The following is a 14719-nucleotide window of genomic DNA, read 5'->3' as shown; positions in this document are numbered from 1 at the left end:
CCAGCCCGCCGCGTGCGGGCTTTTTCTTGTCTGAGGTACCGTCATGCAACCACTTTTCCGCATCGTCGCCGATGGCGCCGACATCACCACCTTGATCAATGATCGGCTGGTGTCGCTGCAGCTCTCCGATCGGCCCGGGATGGCCTCCGATTCGTTTGAGCTGCGCATTGATGACCGTGACGGCGCGGTGTCGCTGCCCGTACGTGGCGCGAGCATCGAGGTCTACCTTGGTTATGCCGGCGCCGACCTGACGCGCATGGGCCGCTACACCGTGGACGAGGTGGCCGTCTCCGGCCCGCCGGACACGCTGGTGATCAGCGGCAAAGCCAGCGACATGCGTGGCAGCGGCAAGACCACGCGCAGCGGCAGTTGGGAGAACGTCAGCCTGGCGCAGATTGTAGGCGATGTCGCCGCGCGCAATGGCTGGCAGCCGTCGTGCCCGGTCGACACCCGGGTACCGCGCATGGACCAGCTCAACGAGTCCGACTACAACTTCATCACCCGGGTGGCCAAAAAACACGACTGCACGGCCAAGGTGGCCGACGGCAAGCTGCTGGTCCTGCCGCGACAGGGCGGGCAGAGCGCCAGTGGCAAGACCTTGGCGATCATCACCCTGCAGCGCAGTAACGTGACCCGCTGGCAATTTCGCTTGAGCGACCGCAGTACTCATCAGGGTGTCAGCACCCAGTACCAGGACCCGGCCAGCGGGGAATTGTTGGTCTCGCACCTGGACAATCCCAACGTGCCCGAGGGCCTGCCGCCGGTGCACACCGATCGCCATATCTACCCGGACCGCTCGGCAGCTGATGAGGCCGCCAAGGCGCGCCTGGCGGCGTTCAACCGCTCCACCGCCTCGGTGCGCCTCGACCTGCCGGGCCGGACCGACCTGTTTGCCGAAATCATGATCCAGGCGCAAGGCTTCAAGCGCGGACTCGATGGTGAATACCTGGTGGAGTCGGTGGATCACACCTTCACTCCATCGGGGTGGACGGTTTCGGTTGAGTGCAATGGTGGCAAGGAGGGCAAGGCCAAGGCCTCCGGTAAGCCGCAGAAAGTCGTGCTCGACGTGGCCGATTGATTGCCCGGGCGTGTGAGTCGCCCCGGGTCAAAGAGGGTTTAACCCCGAATTAAAAGGAGCGGCCAGTCTGGATGCGTCAACATTCAGCCTGGCCACCGTCCCCGCAGATTGTCCCTGCAAGTCCCGCCAAGGCTCCTGCTCTGTGCACAAAGCAGAGCGAGCCTAGCACCTGTTTATTTATACAGTAAAGGTCTTGCTATCTATGTCTTCACCCATCATCCCTTGGATGGGCGGCAAACGCCGCCTGGCCGATCGTCTTATCCCGCTGTTTCCACCCCACGAATGCTACGTCGAAGTCTTTGCCGGCGGCGCCGCGCTGTACTTCATGCGGCCCCAGGCGGCACCCGTCGAAGTGCTTAACGACATTAATGGCGATTTGGTGACGCTCTATCGCGTCGTGCAGAATCACCTCGAAGAGTTCGTGCGCCAATTCAAATGGGCGCTCAGCTCACGACAGGTGTTTGAGTGGCAGAAGATGACCCGCGTCGAAACCCTCACCGACATCCAACGCGCCGCCCGATTCTTCTACCTGCAGCATCATGCTTTCGCCGGTAAGGTATCCGGGCAGACGTTCGGTACGGCGACCACCGGCCCGGCCATCAATCTGCTCCGTATCGAGGAAAACCTCTCAGCCGCGTGGCAACGCCTGTCAGGCACCTACGTGGAGAACTTGCCTTGGCTGGAATGCGCCGAACGCTACGATCGGGAGCACACCTTCCACTACATGGACCCGCCGTATTGGCAGACCGCAGGGTATGGGGTGGATTTTCCGTTTGAGAACTACGAACGCATGGCCGATTTCATGCGCCGCTGCAAGGGCAGGGTGATGGTCAGCATCAACGACCACCCAGACATTCGCCGGGTGTTCGAAGGCTTTCACTTTGAGAGGCTGGATATTCGTTACACCACGACCAACCAGCGGCAGGGTAAGGCCGAGGTCAGTGGTGAACTGGTAATCATGAACTGGGAGCCTGAAGCATTGGGAGGCCTGTTTTGAAGTAACTGCTTTCAATTGTGACATTGGCCAAAGGCAGAAATCGGCCAAAAACGGTCATTCAATTTCGCTGCTCATCTACCCCCCGAGCGTGCGAAATTACCATCCTTTCAATTTCTCTCAAAGGCATGTGTCTAGTTTGTCGGGCATGATTGGCATCTCAGGTCCTCCCGATGCGGGAGCAAAAAAAAGCCCCGGCGTGATGCCGAGGCTTGATGCGATACTTCTTTGTGGCTTCGAGGCTTTTAATCATCTGGCTTGGGGCTTGTGCCAGGGTTTTTCTTTTCCTCTTCCAGCGCCTTTTCACGCAAAAACTGCTTCGTTTGCTGCGCCCAATAAAGCGCACCAACAGAGATGCTCGCCGCCTCCCAATTGGAAAAGATTCCTACAATCTTCTCCCCTTCATAAACCACCCAAAGCAACTCCGGAGGGTTTTCTGGAATCGTTACTCCATCACTCCATTTGCTCTTCAGGCTTTGAATTTGAATGACGTTACGCTGCTTTACTTCAATCAAGCCCATTTATGCTACTCCCCGGCGACAGCCGCTAGAGTAAAGGCTGATATATCAAGTAGCAAGACAGACAGGAGCTTCGGCACGCCGGGCTTCGTGTACCTCCGTCAAGAAGGCTGCCTCCCCGCACCGGGCGGCCTTGAGCACAGGCGCCATACCCTCATCCACACGTGGGATTTGCGGCGTCGCGTCCTCGCGTCCACATCCCGTTTCCGCATCCAGGTAGTCCGAATCTCCTACCCCGATTGGGAGTATCGGACCATGCCCAGTCCCCCGGCCGTTCTTCATAGTGATGGCGTATAGCAATGCAAGGTCAACGGTCAGGCCTCGATGACCGGAACTCCATTGGAGAACGTCATGGCTATCACGTTGAGCGGCAGCATCACCATTGATGAATCAGGCAACATGCAGAACGCCACGGCCACACCCGGCATCCCTGGCGACAACACCGATAACGACATTGCCGTTGCCGCAATCAACGGCACCGACGAAACCAACGACCTCCCGTTGGCGTTCGAGTCCCGATTGTTCACGCTGTTGGGCGCCGTTACTCCAATGCAGACTGCACTGAGTGGCTATACCGGCGCCGCTGGCAACACCGGTACCGAGCTGATCACCATCACCGGCAACTACCTCGATCTCGCCTTCACCGATGCCGAGGGCAAAGCGCTCGGCGACCCGACCAATGCCAATGCCGGTACGGACTGGAGCGGTCTCTATACCCTCGATGGCAGGAGAATCTTCCTGTACACGGACTCCACCAACAACAACATCGTCCTGGGCCGCATAGGCGCTGAGGGGGCCACCGACGCGCCCGAGGACGACGTGGCAGATCCGAGCGGCACCATCGTTTTCTCCGCCTATCTGGAACAGACGGCAACCGGCGCCAAGGTCTGGATGGCGCAGCTCGCGCCGCTCCAGAACCCGGACACCTCGAACCCCGACGACGTGGTCGACATGACGGACCACCTCTGGGCCACCGCCAGCCAGGATGCCGCCTTCGACTTCGCCGGAGTACCGTCGGGGCAGAACAAGTTCCTGATGTTCAAAGCCGGCAGCTCTGACGTGGGGCTCGTCGTCACCGGCCTGGATCCGGACAAGATCGTCAATGGCAAGGATGCGGGTGACACCGTCAATACCAGCCAGGGCGGCGGCGCCACGACCATCGGCACCAACAACCAGGGGGTCGATCCTGGCGAAGGGATGATCTTCACCTTCGTGACCAACCCCAACCCGGCCTACACCGTGCCCGGCCTGACGCACGGCGAGGCGATCGTCGAAGACAACATCGACTTTGGCGGACTCTTCGGCGCGACGGGTGCGACCTTTGTCATTGCGCAGCAGACACCGCCCAAGGCGTCCACGGCCACGATCAGCGCCTACACCACTGATTTCGAGGAGAAGAGTGTCTACTACGAGGGGCTCCTGGACGCGGACGACAACCTGGCCTACATCACCAGCGTCACGATCCGCGATGGCAGTGGCAATATCATCACCGGTCTCGACGGAGTCACCGCCAACACGACGGTTGGCAATATCACCGTGACGTTCAACCTCAGCAATGGCGGCGCCGATCGCACCGTGACGATTGCTGGCTTCCAGTCCAAATACTCGATCGAATACACCACCAGCGAACTGCACAACCGCGTGTTGATCGAGAACATCGGAAATGCGAATGCCCAGCTTAACTCCCCCTTCGATATCGGCGGCTTCCGTTTGCCCAATATCGTCGCCGTGCCCCAGGAAATCGGCAGCGCGGTGAACTTCGAGGACGATGGCCCGACAGCCTCGGCGGCGCTCGGTGCTGGCCTGGTCCGGCACGATGAAACGACGGGCAATGACGCTGATGCCGACGACGTGACCGGCCCGCTTGCCGTGTTCGCCGCCGTTGCCACCGTCAGCAGCGACATGACCGCGGCCTACGCCCTGGGCAGCGCCTCGGTGATCGACTCCAGCGCCAGCAGCGGCGGCCAGGATGGTCTGGCCAGCACCGTCTACTCGCTCAATGTCGCGAGTGCCGGCGTCGACTCCGGCCTGGACACGACGGAAGGCAATAACATCCTGTTGACCAAGGAAGGCGCGCTGGTGGTCGGTCGCATCTCCGGCGGCGCCGATAACGGCGAAGCCGCCTTCGCCGTGGCGATCAACGCCAGCACCGGCGTACTCAGCATCGTGCAGTACCACTCGATCAAGCACCCCACCGGCGGCGCCAGCCACGATGAGTCGCTCGCTATCGACAACGCCGCGCTGCTCGCGGTCGCCACTGTCACCGATGGCGATGGCGACACCCAAGCCGCCTCGGTCGGCATCGGCGCCCGTGTCGCCTTCCAGGACGATGGCCCGACGGCCTCGGCGGTGCTCGGCGCGGGCCTGGTCCGGCACGATGAAACGACGGGCAATGACGCTGATGCCGACGACGTGACCGGCCCGCTTGCCGTGTTCGCCGCCGTTGCCACCGTCAGCACCGACATGACCGCGGCCTACGCCCTGGGCAGCGCCTCGGTGATCGACTCCAGCGCCAGCAGCGGCGGCCAGGATGGTCTGGCCAGCACCGTCTACTCGCTCAATGTCGCGAGTGCCGGCGTCGACTCCGGCCTGGACACGACGGAAGGCAATAGCATCCTGTTGACCAAGGAAGGCGCGCTGGTGGTCGGCCGCATCTCCGGCGGCGCCGATAACGGCGAAGCCGCCTTCGCCGTGGCGATCAACGCCAGCACCGGCGTACTCAGCGTCGTGCAGTACCACTCGATCAAGCACCCCACCGGCGGCGCCAGCCACGATGAGTCGCTCGCTATCGACAACGCCGCGCTGCTCGCGGTCGCCACTGTCACCGACGGCGATGGCGACACCCAAGCCGCCTCGGTCGGCATCGGCGCCCGTGTCGCCTTCCAGGACGATGGCCCGACAGCCTCGGCGGCGCTTGGCGCGGGCCTGGTCCGGCACGATGAAACGACGGGCAATGACGCTGATGCCGACGACGTGACCGGCCCGCTTGCCGTGTTCGCCGCCGTTGCCACCGTCAGCACCGACATGACCGCGGCCTACGCCCTGGGCAGCGCCTCGGTGATCGACTCCAGCGCCAGCAGCGGCGGCCAGGATGGTCTGGCCAGCACCGTCTACTCGCTCAATGTCGCGAGTGCCGGCGTCGACTCCGGCCTGGACACGACGGAAGGCAATAACATCCTGTTGACCAAGGAAGGCGCGCTGGTGGTCGGCCGCATCTCCGGCGGCGCCGATAACGGCGAAGCCGCCTTCGCCGTGGCGATCAACGCCAGCACCGGCGTGCTCAGCGTCGTGCAGTACCACTCGATCAAGCACCCCACCGGCGGCGCCAGCCACGATGAGTCGCTCGCTATCGACAACGCCGCGCTGCTCGCGGTCGCCACTGTCACCGATGGCGATGGCGACACCCAAGCCGCCTCGGTCGGCATCGGCGCCCGTGTCGCCTTCCAGGACGATGGCCCGACGGCCTCGGCGGTGCTCGGCGCCGGCCTGGTCCGGCACGATGAAACGACGGGCAATGACGCTGATGCCGACGACGTGACCGGCCCGCTTGCCGTGTTCACCGCCGTTGCCACCGTCAGCACCGACATGACCGCGGCCTACGCCCTGGGCAGCGCCTCGGTGATCGACTCCAGCGCCAGCAGCGGCGGCCAGGATGGTCTGGCCAGCACCGTCTACTCGCTCAATGTCGCGAGTGCCGGCGTCGACTCCGGCCTGGACACGACGGAAGGCAATAGCATCCTGTTGACCAAGGAAGGCGCGCTGGTGGTCGGCCGCATCTCCGGCGGCGCCGATAACGGCGAAGCCGCCTTCGCCGTGGCGATCAACGCCAGCACCGGCGTACTCAGCGTCGTGCAGTACCACTCGATCAAGCACCCCACCGGCGGCGCCAGCCACGATGAGTCGCTCGCTATCGACAACGCCGCGCTGCTCGCGGTCGCCACTGTCACCGACGGCGATGGCGACACCCAAGCCGCCTCGGTCGGCATCGGCGCCCGTGTCGCCTTCCAGGACGATGGGCCGACGGCCTCGGCGGCGCTCGGCGCCGGCTTGGTCCGGCACGATGAAACAGCGGGACTTGATGGTGATGCGGACGACGTAGCCGGCCCGCTTGCCGTGTTCGCCGCCGTTGCCACCGTCAGCAGCGACATGACCGCGGCCTACGCCCTGGGCAGCGCCTCGGTAATCGACTCCAGCGCCAGCAGCGGCGGCCAGGATGGTCTGGCCAGCACCGTCTACTCGCTCAATGTCGCGAGTGCCGGCGTCGACTCCGGCCTGGACACGACGGAAGGCAATAGCATCCTGTTGACCAAGGAAGGCGCGCTGGTGGTCGGCCGCATCTCCGGCGGCGCCGATAACGGCGAAGCCGCCTTCGCCGTGGCGATCAACGCCAGCACCGGCGTACTCAGCGTCGTGCAGTACCACTCGATCAAGCACCCCACCGGCGGCGCCAGCCACGATGAGTCGCTCGCTATCGACAACGCCGCGCTGCTCGCGGTCGCCACTGTCACCGACGGCGATGGCGACACCCAAGCCGCCTCGGTCGGCATCGGCGCCCGTGTCGCCTTCCAGGACGATGGGCCGACGGCCTCGGCGGCGCTCGGCGCCGGCTTGGTCCGGCACGATGAAACAGCGGGACTTGATGGTGATGCGGACGACGTAGCCGGCCCGCTTGCCGTGTTCGCCGCCGTTGCCACCGTCAGCAGCGACATGACCGCGGCCTACGCCCTGGGCAGCGCCTCGGTAATCGACTCCAGCGCCAGCAGCGGCGGCCAGGATGGTCTGGCCAGCACCGTCTACTCGCTCAATGTCGCGAGTGCCGGCGTCGACTCCGGCCTGGACACGACGGAAGGCAATAGCATCCTGTTGACCAAGGAAGGCGCGCTGGTGGTCGGCCGCATCTCCGGCGGCGCCGATAACGGCGAAGCCGCCTTCGCCGTGGCGATCAACGCCAGCACCGGCGTACTCAGCGTCGTGCAGTACCACTCGATCAAGCACCCCACCGGCGGCGCCAGCCACGATGAGTCGCTCGCCATCGACAACGCCGCGCTGCTCGCGGTCGCCACCGTCACCGACGGCGATGGCGACACCCAAGCCGCCTCGGTCGGAATCGGCGCCCGTGTCGCCTTCCAGGACGATGGGCCGACGGCAAACGGCACGCCCGTGACAGCGACGGTGGACGAGGACGGCTTGCCCGGCGGGATCACAGGCGGGACCAACGATGTAAGCGGGGAGGTCGCGTTCGCCTCAGGCAGCATCGCCTCGATCTTCCAGTCCGGCGTCGACAATCCGCTGACCTATGGCCTGTCCACGGACACCAGCAATCTGCTGCAGACGCTGACCTCCAAGGGCGAGGCGGTGAAATATAACGTGACCGGCAACACGTTGACGGCCTACGTGGACGTCGGAGCCAGCGACGGCATTTACCAAGCCGCTGACCGCGAAGTGTTCACCTTTGCGCTGATCGCGGCGACCGGCGCCTACGTTTTCACGCAGCTCGACCAACTCGACCACCCGAGCCTCAATGGGGTGGCGGGCGACAACACCGAGAACGACCTTGTCCTCCAGCTCGGCACCATCCTGCAGGCTACCGACGCAGATGGCGATACGGTGACGGCCGCAGCCGAAAAGCTGGTGATCACGGTCGATGATGACTCGCCGGTGGTAACGGCCAAGTCGAACCTGGTCTACCCGAACTCTGCCAATCCGACCCCCGGTGGCACCGGCACCTTCGCTTACGACATCGGCGCGGATGATCGACTGGGAACACTCTACAGCGCCTCGAACAGCGACTTGTCCCTGAGCATGACGGGTGTCTCGGTAGGAGCGAACGCCATTACCAACAGGTCGGTAACCTGGTTCTCGGAAACCGACGCCTCGGCGGTGTTCAACATCGCCTTTACCTATGTGTCCAACAACCCGACCCAGGGCGCTACCACCAATGCGACCGGTACGCTGACGTTCGACAAGGTGGCCGACACCTATACGCTGAGCCTGACCGACGAGATCGACAGCTTCAGCATCCTGAGGACGTCGACTGCGAAGGGTTTCACCGGCTACGCGATCAACAGCATGACGCCGATCAACCAACAGCCGCCGGTCTCGGTGGCCAATCTGGCCGACGACTTCTTCGTGCAGTTCCGTGGGTACGCCGAGCAGCAGGGCGGAACCGGGGCCAACAACATCAAGGCGGGTGGCGACAACGCCTTCAGCCCTGGTGAGCTGTTCTCGACGGCGACGTCCTGGGTGAGTGTTTCCGGGACCGCGGCCGGCGTGGCCGGTGATACGATCCAGCAGGGCGAGGTGATGGATCTGGCTTTCTACGCGAAAGATCCAAAAGGGGTAATCGACGGACCAGACCGTACCACGAGCAATGGGATTTTCATCAAGTTCGACGGCATCGGCAGCGAGGATCTGGTGCTGGTGCTGAAGCTGATAGATCCCGACGACCAAAGCCAGATCACCCGGGCGATCATCGTCGACAGCCAGGACATCATTCTGAAAAACCCCTCCACCACCGCCAACAACTTCCATCCAATTGCGAATCCCGCGGCGTACGGGATCACACTGGATCAGAACGACGGCGCGGTGATCCTCGAGCGCAATGACTACAACTTCGGCGCCGAGAACTACCTGATCCAGGGCCTGCAGGTGCTGGTTTCCACCGAGGGCGTCACCGGCAACGGGTACAACCTCAATGGCAACGTCGGCGTCAGCGGGGCAAGCACCGGTGCCACATTGGCATTCGGAAACGAAGATGGTGAAGGCAGCAAGAGCAATCCCGTGGAGGCCGGCGAAGCAGGAACATGGGACGGCGACGTGGTCAAGATCGTCGACATGGGCTTTGTGACCTCGTCGACGCCTGACGCCCGCCTGACCTTCGACGTGACAGTGACGGACTTTGACGGAGATTCGACCGCTGCCCAGACCCTGGACGTGACCATCGCTGGTGGCAAGACCTTCACCGGCGGCGCGGGTATGGACACCTTCAGCTTCAAGGCCCTGGATGCCGATATCGACGCGCTGCTGTCCGCAACGACTAGCGTGATCTCCGCCGGCTTCGTCTCCGGCGTCGACAAGCTGGACTTCACGACGGCAGGTTCTGGAGCCAACTACAGCGAAGTGCTGGCACCCGTTGCCAACCTGGCCGGATTCATCTCGGCCGCCGATGGCGCGCTGAACGGCACCACCAACTACTACTTCGGCGTCGTTGGAGGCGACGGCTACCTGGCACAGGACGGTGACGGTGTGGGTATCACCAACATCATCCAGTTGGTCGGTGTGACCAACATGGCAAGCACTGACATTGTCTGAATGCTGCTGCAGGTAGACGGTCTGGCTCCCCCAAACGGGGCCAGGCCGTTTTCATTGGGCAACTGCGTTCCTGAACCCATGCGGCCAAAGGAACTGATACGCAGGCGGATGGGGCAAATAGAGGAGGGATCGACCAGCGGGTCGCTAAGTGCATTCTACAAAGGAGGGGCCTAGGAGGCCCTAGCAGCAGCCCGCCTGGTGCGCTGCATCGGCGGACACTTCACCAATCTGTGAAAGGAACCCCGTCATGCCGATGATCGACAGCGAACACCTCAAGCCCGGCCTGCGACCGGTACAGATAGCAGAAGCAGCTTGGTATGAGGCATTGGTGGCCCGCGAAGTGGCCGCTCCCGAAGACTTGCCCGCCGCCCGTGAAGCGGCCGATAAGGCACTCAAAGCGTATACCGATGCCTGCGTGGGGCTGTATAGCTTTATTCAAGGCGCGATGCAAAACGCCGAGGCGGAGGCCGTACAAAAAGGTAGCCCAGAATCCCGAGCCTAGGGCCGAACAGATGGTGCTGCTTCAGGGGGAGCCTGCTGAGGACTTGTGCTTCAAAATTAACCCCGCGCTGGGCAGCGCACGTAACTAGGGATGCGGATTGATTGAACCGGGAGGAATCTGCAATGAGTATCCAAAATCGCAAACTCACAGATTTCATCTTGAAGGCCGGCCCGTTTGAGGCTATGCATCGGTTTCAATGGGCTTGAACTTCACTACATCCTCGTCAAGCCATTCGTTGATTCGATCAAGCTTGAATGACCGCTTGTGGCCGTTTTCTGCCCGTCGCGAGAGGCAGAAAACGACCCATAGCAGTTATTCGCTAACGTCCAAGTGAGCGATACTGATCGACTTTTTTGGTAACCATTTATTTGGGCCGAGTAAGCAATACAAATAAGCCAAGAATAATGTCACCAAAAACCCAAAGGCCAATAATCATGACAGCTCCAATACCTGTACCTATAGCGGCTCCAGCTTGTTCTGCACTGGAAGCTGCTGTATCTATAGCTGTCGTTGCGACTCGCATGCCGGCAATAAGCCACCACCCCATGAGGATATTGAATAGCACAAAAGTGTACTTTATGAGCTTTCCAAAAAAGCCTCTTTTGGGCTTTCTTAATTGAACCCCGCACTTTGCACAGCTCAGTGCAGAATCGCTAACTTCGGTAGAACATTCTGGGCATATTATAAGCGCCATTCTTACTCTCCTTGCGTAGATAAATATTTTATTGGCTTACTATGGAAAAATCTTTAATAAAGCATGAAGATGAATTCGCCTGGTCGTGAATGAACCCCATGTTGAATTTCAAATAGCGACTTTCCGATTTTGCCTTTATTATTTCATATATAGTTCTGTTGTTTGAATCAATCTTCGTTTCGCTTTTTGCAAAGTGATTACACTGTATCTCAATATCTTTTATATCTGCGACACTATTGTTTTTTATTAGTAAATCCGCCTCCATGATCGCACCAAGACTTTTCTTTTTCCACGTGTACTCTAGGCTTACTTCGTTGGATACTTTCTTTTTAATAGTAGCCGGGCTTTCGGCTTCTTCTTGAGGCTTTGGTTTGCTCGATGAATTTATTGCCCCAATGACAATTAACGCGCCAAAAATAATTCCAACCCATTGAATTGCACTAATTTTTTTCACTTTTTTTCCGCAGTCAGGGCATTTTTGTGCAATCTTTGAGATCGTCTTGCCACAAGACTTGCATTTTGTAAAAAGACTTTCACTAGGCATTGTTATTACCTCGATAAACCAAACGCTTAATCTGACTGAAAGGTAAAAGCGGAGCTTTTGACCATCCAAATAAATAGGTGATCCTGCGCCATAAAATTAGGGCCCCTTCATCAGCGGCTATAGCTTCGCTCGAGAACTCCGGCATTTTTCGCATATCCAGGATGCGCTGAACGGAAACACGCAGAGGATTTTCATCGTAGGCAGTTCGAGTCATGGTTTGCGGGCTCACTTTTTTCAGACGCTCAGAAGCTACTATTTCGCCATCATCTTGTCCACGATACAGAAAGGGTATGATCCATAGTGACCGCTTATGGCCGATTGCTGCCTGTCTTCCAGGGTAACAATCGACTGTGTATTCAACCTGTCGAGCTTCTGCTGCGCTTCATGTGTATAAGGGCCGAACGGCCGTTTCCCAAAGAAGGTCGCTCCTCAATGGCATAAGGCACAAACCCAAGCTTAGGGTAGAGCAGCAGCCCTGCCGTGTTTTTGTTGAAACAGGAAATCTGCACCTCCTTGGCTCCGTAACGCTCGAATGCCAACTTGGTCATCGTCTCTACGATAAACGTCGCCACTCCTTCGCCCCGAGCGCTCGGCGAGACGATGACATTGCCGATACAGCAAACGCCATTGCATTCAACTCGATAGAAATTGGCAAACCCAACGACAGTCCCGTTGATCTCCACGACGGTAGAGTCGAAGCGTTGGGAGATCGCGGACATCAACTGCGCTTCCGTTAGCGGGAAGTGCGCCTTCGGAAACATGAAAAACAACTCTTGAGCGTTCTGAGGAAAGCCGCAGATCATTTTAACGTCGCTAGCCTTCACTGGCCTGTGGTTCAGTTTCATTGCTCGTCTCTAAGCTCCATGACCCAGTACTTTAGCTGCTAGTTCAGGGGGCTGGAAAGCAATGGCATATCCGCGAATGGCTGATGGCTGCCCTTAGTGAGAGGCAGCTTCTGGCCGTTTGCAGTCACTCTGGCGCCATCATCACCGCGAGCGTCATCTTGATGAATTCTTCGTTCTTATCGATGGCTTCCAAGGCGCAGCGCACGTTGTCGGCGACATCGGCCGATCCGCGCTGTTCGACCCAGTTCGACAGTTCCAAGATGGCTGCTTCCAGGGCGATTTGGTTTTCGTTGAGCTTGAACAGCAGGGAAGGGAGCAAATCTGAGTTTGGCATCGCGAATCCTCCGTGGAGATTTCAGCGTAGCATCGGCAAATTGGGCATGAGGGGATTGGTGTTCGGTCGGCAGGACGCCAGGGGAGGGTGCCAAAAAGGCGTGCGTGACTTTTGCGTGACTTTCTCACGCACTCGTAAGCTCTTATGGGCATTCGATTGCAGCGAGCGCCAGTAAAAACGGCCATTACAAAGGGGGTTGCATGGGGCCAGCGTGCATGGGGTGCTAGGGGGCGAGACGACATCAGTAGAGCGCGTGAAGTATGCATGATCGGCATAGCACTGATGGTTATCACGCTGCCTGAGTGCACATTTTCGATGCTTGAATCATGGGTTTTTTTTGGACCGCAACCTTCTAAGGTTATGCGGAAACATTGGGCTGTATGGCAAGCCAATAGGCTTGATTGCGGTCCGGAAAACCTATTGGAAGCCCCGGTCTGATTGATTTTCCCTCGGGACTTAAAATCCCCCGCTCGTAAGGGCGTGCCGGTTCGATTCCGGCTTCGGCACCATATAAATCAAGGGTTTGCGAGCGAAAGCTGGGCAAGCCCTTGTTCGTTTCTGGTCCGCAGTTATTGGATTGGTCCGCAATTCACTTGGTTGGTGAGACTTTGTTCCCTTTCCTGTTGCGGATGTACTGCTTGGTCATTACAACGGTTGGGACAGATCTTTCACACCGAGCGCCCCCAACAGTTCTTGCTGATCCATTCTCGGTCGGGCCAAGTGCCTGCGATTACGCGTATCGAGACTACAAAGCATCGATTGATTGTGGAGAGCACGCGAAAAGGGTTAGGGTGGCTCAAGCGCCGTACTCCGTGACCGGATGCGACAGGGGGTAGTGGCAATTTGGTTGTGGGTGAGCGATTAATCTTTCAGGCCGGCATGGGGTCGGTTTAAGGAGATGCAGTGGTTAGTGATCGCGAAATTGCACTGGAACAAGCGCTTGTAGCAATTATTGGAGCGGCCGTCGCCAGCGGGCTTGATGTAAAAAGCCTGATGGACAACGCGACAGCCGGCTTACTTGGAAATGCTGCATACCGCTGGGCTGAACATCCGCATGTGTTAAACGCCATTAAAGTGATGAATGATGCATATGATCAAGTCAAGTAGTGGAGACTGCGCCAGCGCAGTAGCTAGACCGCCAGATTTCGACACCGGTCTTGGCGAACCCTACTAGCTTTCGCGACCACTTTTCAGAAACTACGATTTCAGGTCGCGACATGTTGGCGAAGCGGGCAGACTGATCGGCAGGTGCTTTGGCCAGATTGATGAGGAGCGTGGACAACGTCTCCTGCCACTCCTCGAAGTCGTGGCGCTCGCCCTGCACGTGGTTGTTGATAAGGGCTTCCAGAGTTTCTTGTTGGATGGTTTTTTTATGACTCATCCCACCGGAACGCGGCGAGATTTTCCATCCCGCTAAAGACCAAGTTCATCGTCGAATGATAGCCGCAGCTGATGCTTTCCAGCAGCATGACGGTCAGGTAGGCCGCTATGAAATCGACTTCATTCTGCTGATCTCTGGCTTCGTTCATTTGCGAAATGATGGGAATCATGTAGTTGACTTTTCCCTCAACCGACAACGCCATAAACCCAGGTAGTCCGCCTATGTCGTTTTCCAGGGCCCGTTGATACTTCCGCAACCTGTGAGACGTCATCAGCTTGATGGTGGTACTGAGGGGTTTGAGACGGAGCGAGAGTCCCTCGAGGTCTAGTTCAAGCGCTAGTTGTCGCTCGGGTTTGAAAAACAGCATGCCGAACTTCCTTTCTGATTAGCGTGTTCACTCTTAAGCCGCAAAATGTATGCACTGGTGCACCAGCGGTTTGGGGGCTTCGTTGCCATCAGCGGCGCAGCTTTCAACCAGCAGCGCCTTGTCTGTACCGGGCAATTGGACATAGCCCCCG

The 14719-nt window shown here is 59.2% G+C and carries 12 protein-coding genes and 1 tRNA gene; 6 read left to right on the top strand and 7 right to left on the bottom strand.

Annotation, left to right across the window (positions count from 1 at the left end):
• The first annotated feature begins 43 nt into the window (after positions 1–43).
• A complete protein-coding gene (locus PspS34_RS15290; protein ID WP_159390082.1) occupies positions 44–1078 on the top strand; it encodes a contractile injection system protein, VgrG/Pvc8 family in 1035 nt (344 codons plus the stop codon).
• 202 nt (positions 1079–1280) lie between these two features.
• Positions 1281–2075 carry a DNA adenine methylase gene (locus PspS34_RS15285; protein WP_159390081.1) on the top strand — a complete coding sequence of 265 codons (795 nt, stop codon included), beginning with the start codon at positions 1281–1283 and terminating at the stop codon, positions 2073–2075.
• 242 nt (positions 2076–2317) lie between these two features.
• Here the strand turns inward: PspS34_RS15285 and PspS34_RS15280 are convergent, their stop codons facing one another.
• The gene (locus tag PspS34_RS15280; protein WP_159390080.1) at positions 2318–2593 is read right to left on the bottom strand and encodes a hypothetical protein; all 276 of its coding nucleotides are present in this window, start codon (positions 2591–2593) and stop codon (positions 2318–2320) included.
• Positions 2594–2941: 348 nt separating this feature from the next.
• Here PspS34_RS15280 and PspS34_RS15275 point away from each other — a divergent pair, with 348 nt between their 5' ends.
• On the top strand, positions 2942–9901 hold the full coding sequence (locus PspS34_RS15275; RefSeq protein WP_159390079.1) for a DUF5801 repeats-in-toxin domain-containing protein: 6960 nt from the start codon (positions 2942–2944) through the stop codon (positions 9899–9901).
• 247 nt (positions 9902–10148) lie between these two features.
• Complete coding sequence (locus tag PspS34_RS15270; protein WP_159390078.1) at positions 10149–10403, top strand: hypothetical protein; 255 nt, start codon at positions 10149–10151, stop codon at positions 10401–10403.
• Positions 10404–10767: 364 nt separating this feature from the next.
• Here the strand turns inward: PspS34_RS15270 and PspS34_RS15265 are convergent, their stop codons facing one another.
• The 4 genes from PspS34_RS15265 to PspS34_RS15250 all read right to left on the bottom strand — a co-directional run bounded on the left by PspS34_RS15265 (position 10768) and on the right by PspS34_RS15250 (position 12820).
• Positions 10768–11097, bottom strand: coding sequence for a zinc ribbon domain-containing protein (locus PspS34_RS15265; RefSeq protein WP_159390077.1), 330 nt, complete (start codon positions 11095–11097; stop codon positions 10768–10770).
• A gap of 28 nt (positions 11098–11125) precedes the next feature.
• Positions 11126–11641 carry a zinc ribbon domain-containing protein gene (locus tag PspS34_RS15260; protein ID WP_159390076.1) on the bottom strand — a complete coding sequence of 172 codons (516 nt, stop codon included), beginning with the start codon at positions 11639–11641 and terminating at the stop codon, positions 11126–11128.
• 356 nt (positions 11642–11997) lie between these two features.
• The gene (locus tag PspS34_RS15255) at positions 11998–12486 is read right to left on the bottom strand and encodes a GNAT family N-acetyltransferase (RefSeq protein WP_159390075.1); all 489 of its coding nucleotides are present in this window, start codon (positions 12484–12486) and stop codon (positions 11998–12000) included.
• 124 nt (positions 12487–12610) lie between these two features.
• Positions 12611–12820 (bottom strand): hypothetical protein, encoded by a 210-nt coding sequence (locus PspS34_RS15250; protein WP_159390074.1) that lies wholly within the window; start codon positions 12818–12820, stop codon positions 12611–12613.
• Positions 12821–13207: 387 nt separating this feature from the next.
• Between PspS34_RS15250 and PspS34_RS15245 the strand changes: the two genes are divergently transcribed.
• Together PspS34_RS15245 and PspS34_RS15240 are read left to right on the top strand one after the other, a co-directional pair.
• Positions 13208–13329 (top strand) — tRNA-Leu (locus tag PspS34_RS15245).
• 394 nt (positions 13330–13723) lie between these two features.
• Positions 13724–13927 (top strand): hypothetical protein, encoded by a 204-nt coding sequence (locus PspS34_RS15240; RefSeq protein WP_057714624.1) that lies wholly within the window; start codon positions 13724–13726, stop codon positions 13925–13927.
• On the opposite strand, the gene PspS34_RS15235 is transcribed toward PspS34_RS15240, so the two are convergent.
• Positions 13920–14201: a hypothetical protein gene (locus tag PspS34_RS15235; RefSeq protein WP_238786581.1), complete on the bottom strand. Its 282-nt coding sequence runs from the start codon at positions 14199–14201 to the stop codon at positions 13920–13922. The genes PspS34_RS15240 and PspS34_RS15235 overlap by 8 nt on opposite strands.
• Positions 14191–14568, bottom strand: coding sequence for a hypothetical protein (locus tag PspS34_RS15230; RefSeq protein WP_154859801.1), 378 nt, complete (start codon positions 14566–14568; stop codon positions 14191–14193). Before PspS34_RS15230 ends, PspS34_RS15235 begins: the two co-directional genes overlap by 11 nt.
• Positions 14569–14719 lie beyond the last annotated feature (151 nt).

Source organism: Pseudomonas sp. S34 (assembly GCF_009866745.1).
Lineage (GTDB): Bacteria > Pseudomonadota > Gammaproteobacteria > Pseudomonadales > Pseudomonadaceae > Aquipseudomonas > Aquipseudomonas jessenii.
This window is presented reverse-complemented; position numbering and strand designations above follow the sequence as displayed.

Excerpts from the sequence above, each read along its gene's own strand:
- PspS34_RS15275 (WP_159390079.1), top strand. The coding sequence starts at position 2,942 with ATGGCTATCACGTTGAGCGGCAGCATCACCATTGATGAATCAGGCAAC.
- PspS34_RS15255 (WP_159390075.1), bottom strand. The coding sequence starts at position 12,486 with ATGAAACTGAACCACAGGCCAGTGAAGGCTAGCGACGTTAAAATGATC.
- PspS34_RS15250 (WP_159390074.1), bottom strand. The coding sequence starts at position 12,820 with ATGCCAAACTCAGATTTGCTCCCTTCCCTGCTGTTCAAGCTCAACGAA.
- PspS34_RS15260 (WP_159390076.1), bottom strand. The coding sequence starts at position 11,641 with ATGCCTAGTGAAAGTCTTTTTACAAAATGCAAGTCTTGTGGCAAGACG.
- PspS34_RS15230 (WP_154859801.1), bottom strand. The coding sequence starts at position 14,568 with ATGCTGTTTTTCAAACCCGAGCGACAACTAGCGCTTGAACTAGACCTC.
- PspS34_RS15280 (WP_159390080.1), bottom strand. The coding sequence starts at position 2,593 with ATGGGCTTGATTGAAGTAAAGCAGCGTAACGTCATTCAAATTCAAAGC.
- PspS34_RS15265 (WP_159390077.1), bottom strand. The coding sequence starts at position 11,097 with ATGGCGCTTATAATATGCCCAGAATGTTCTACCGAAGTTAGCGATTCT.
- PspS34_RS15270 (WP_159390078.1), top strand. The coding sequence starts at position 10,149 with ATGCCGATGATCGACAGCGAACACCTCAAGCCCGGCCTGCGACCGGTA.
- PspS34_RS15290 (WP_159390082.1), top strand. The coding sequence starts at position 44 with ATGCAACCACTTTTCCGCATCGTCGCCGATGGCGCCGACATCACCACC.
- PspS34_RS15285 (WP_159390081.1), top strand. The coding sequence starts at position 1,281 with ATGTCTTCACCCATCATCCCTTGGATGGGCGGCAAACGCCGCCTGGCC.
- PspS34_RS15235 (WP_238786581.1), bottom strand. The coding sequence starts at position 14,201 with ATGAGTCATAAAAAAACCATCCAACAAGAAACTCTGGAAGCCCTTATC.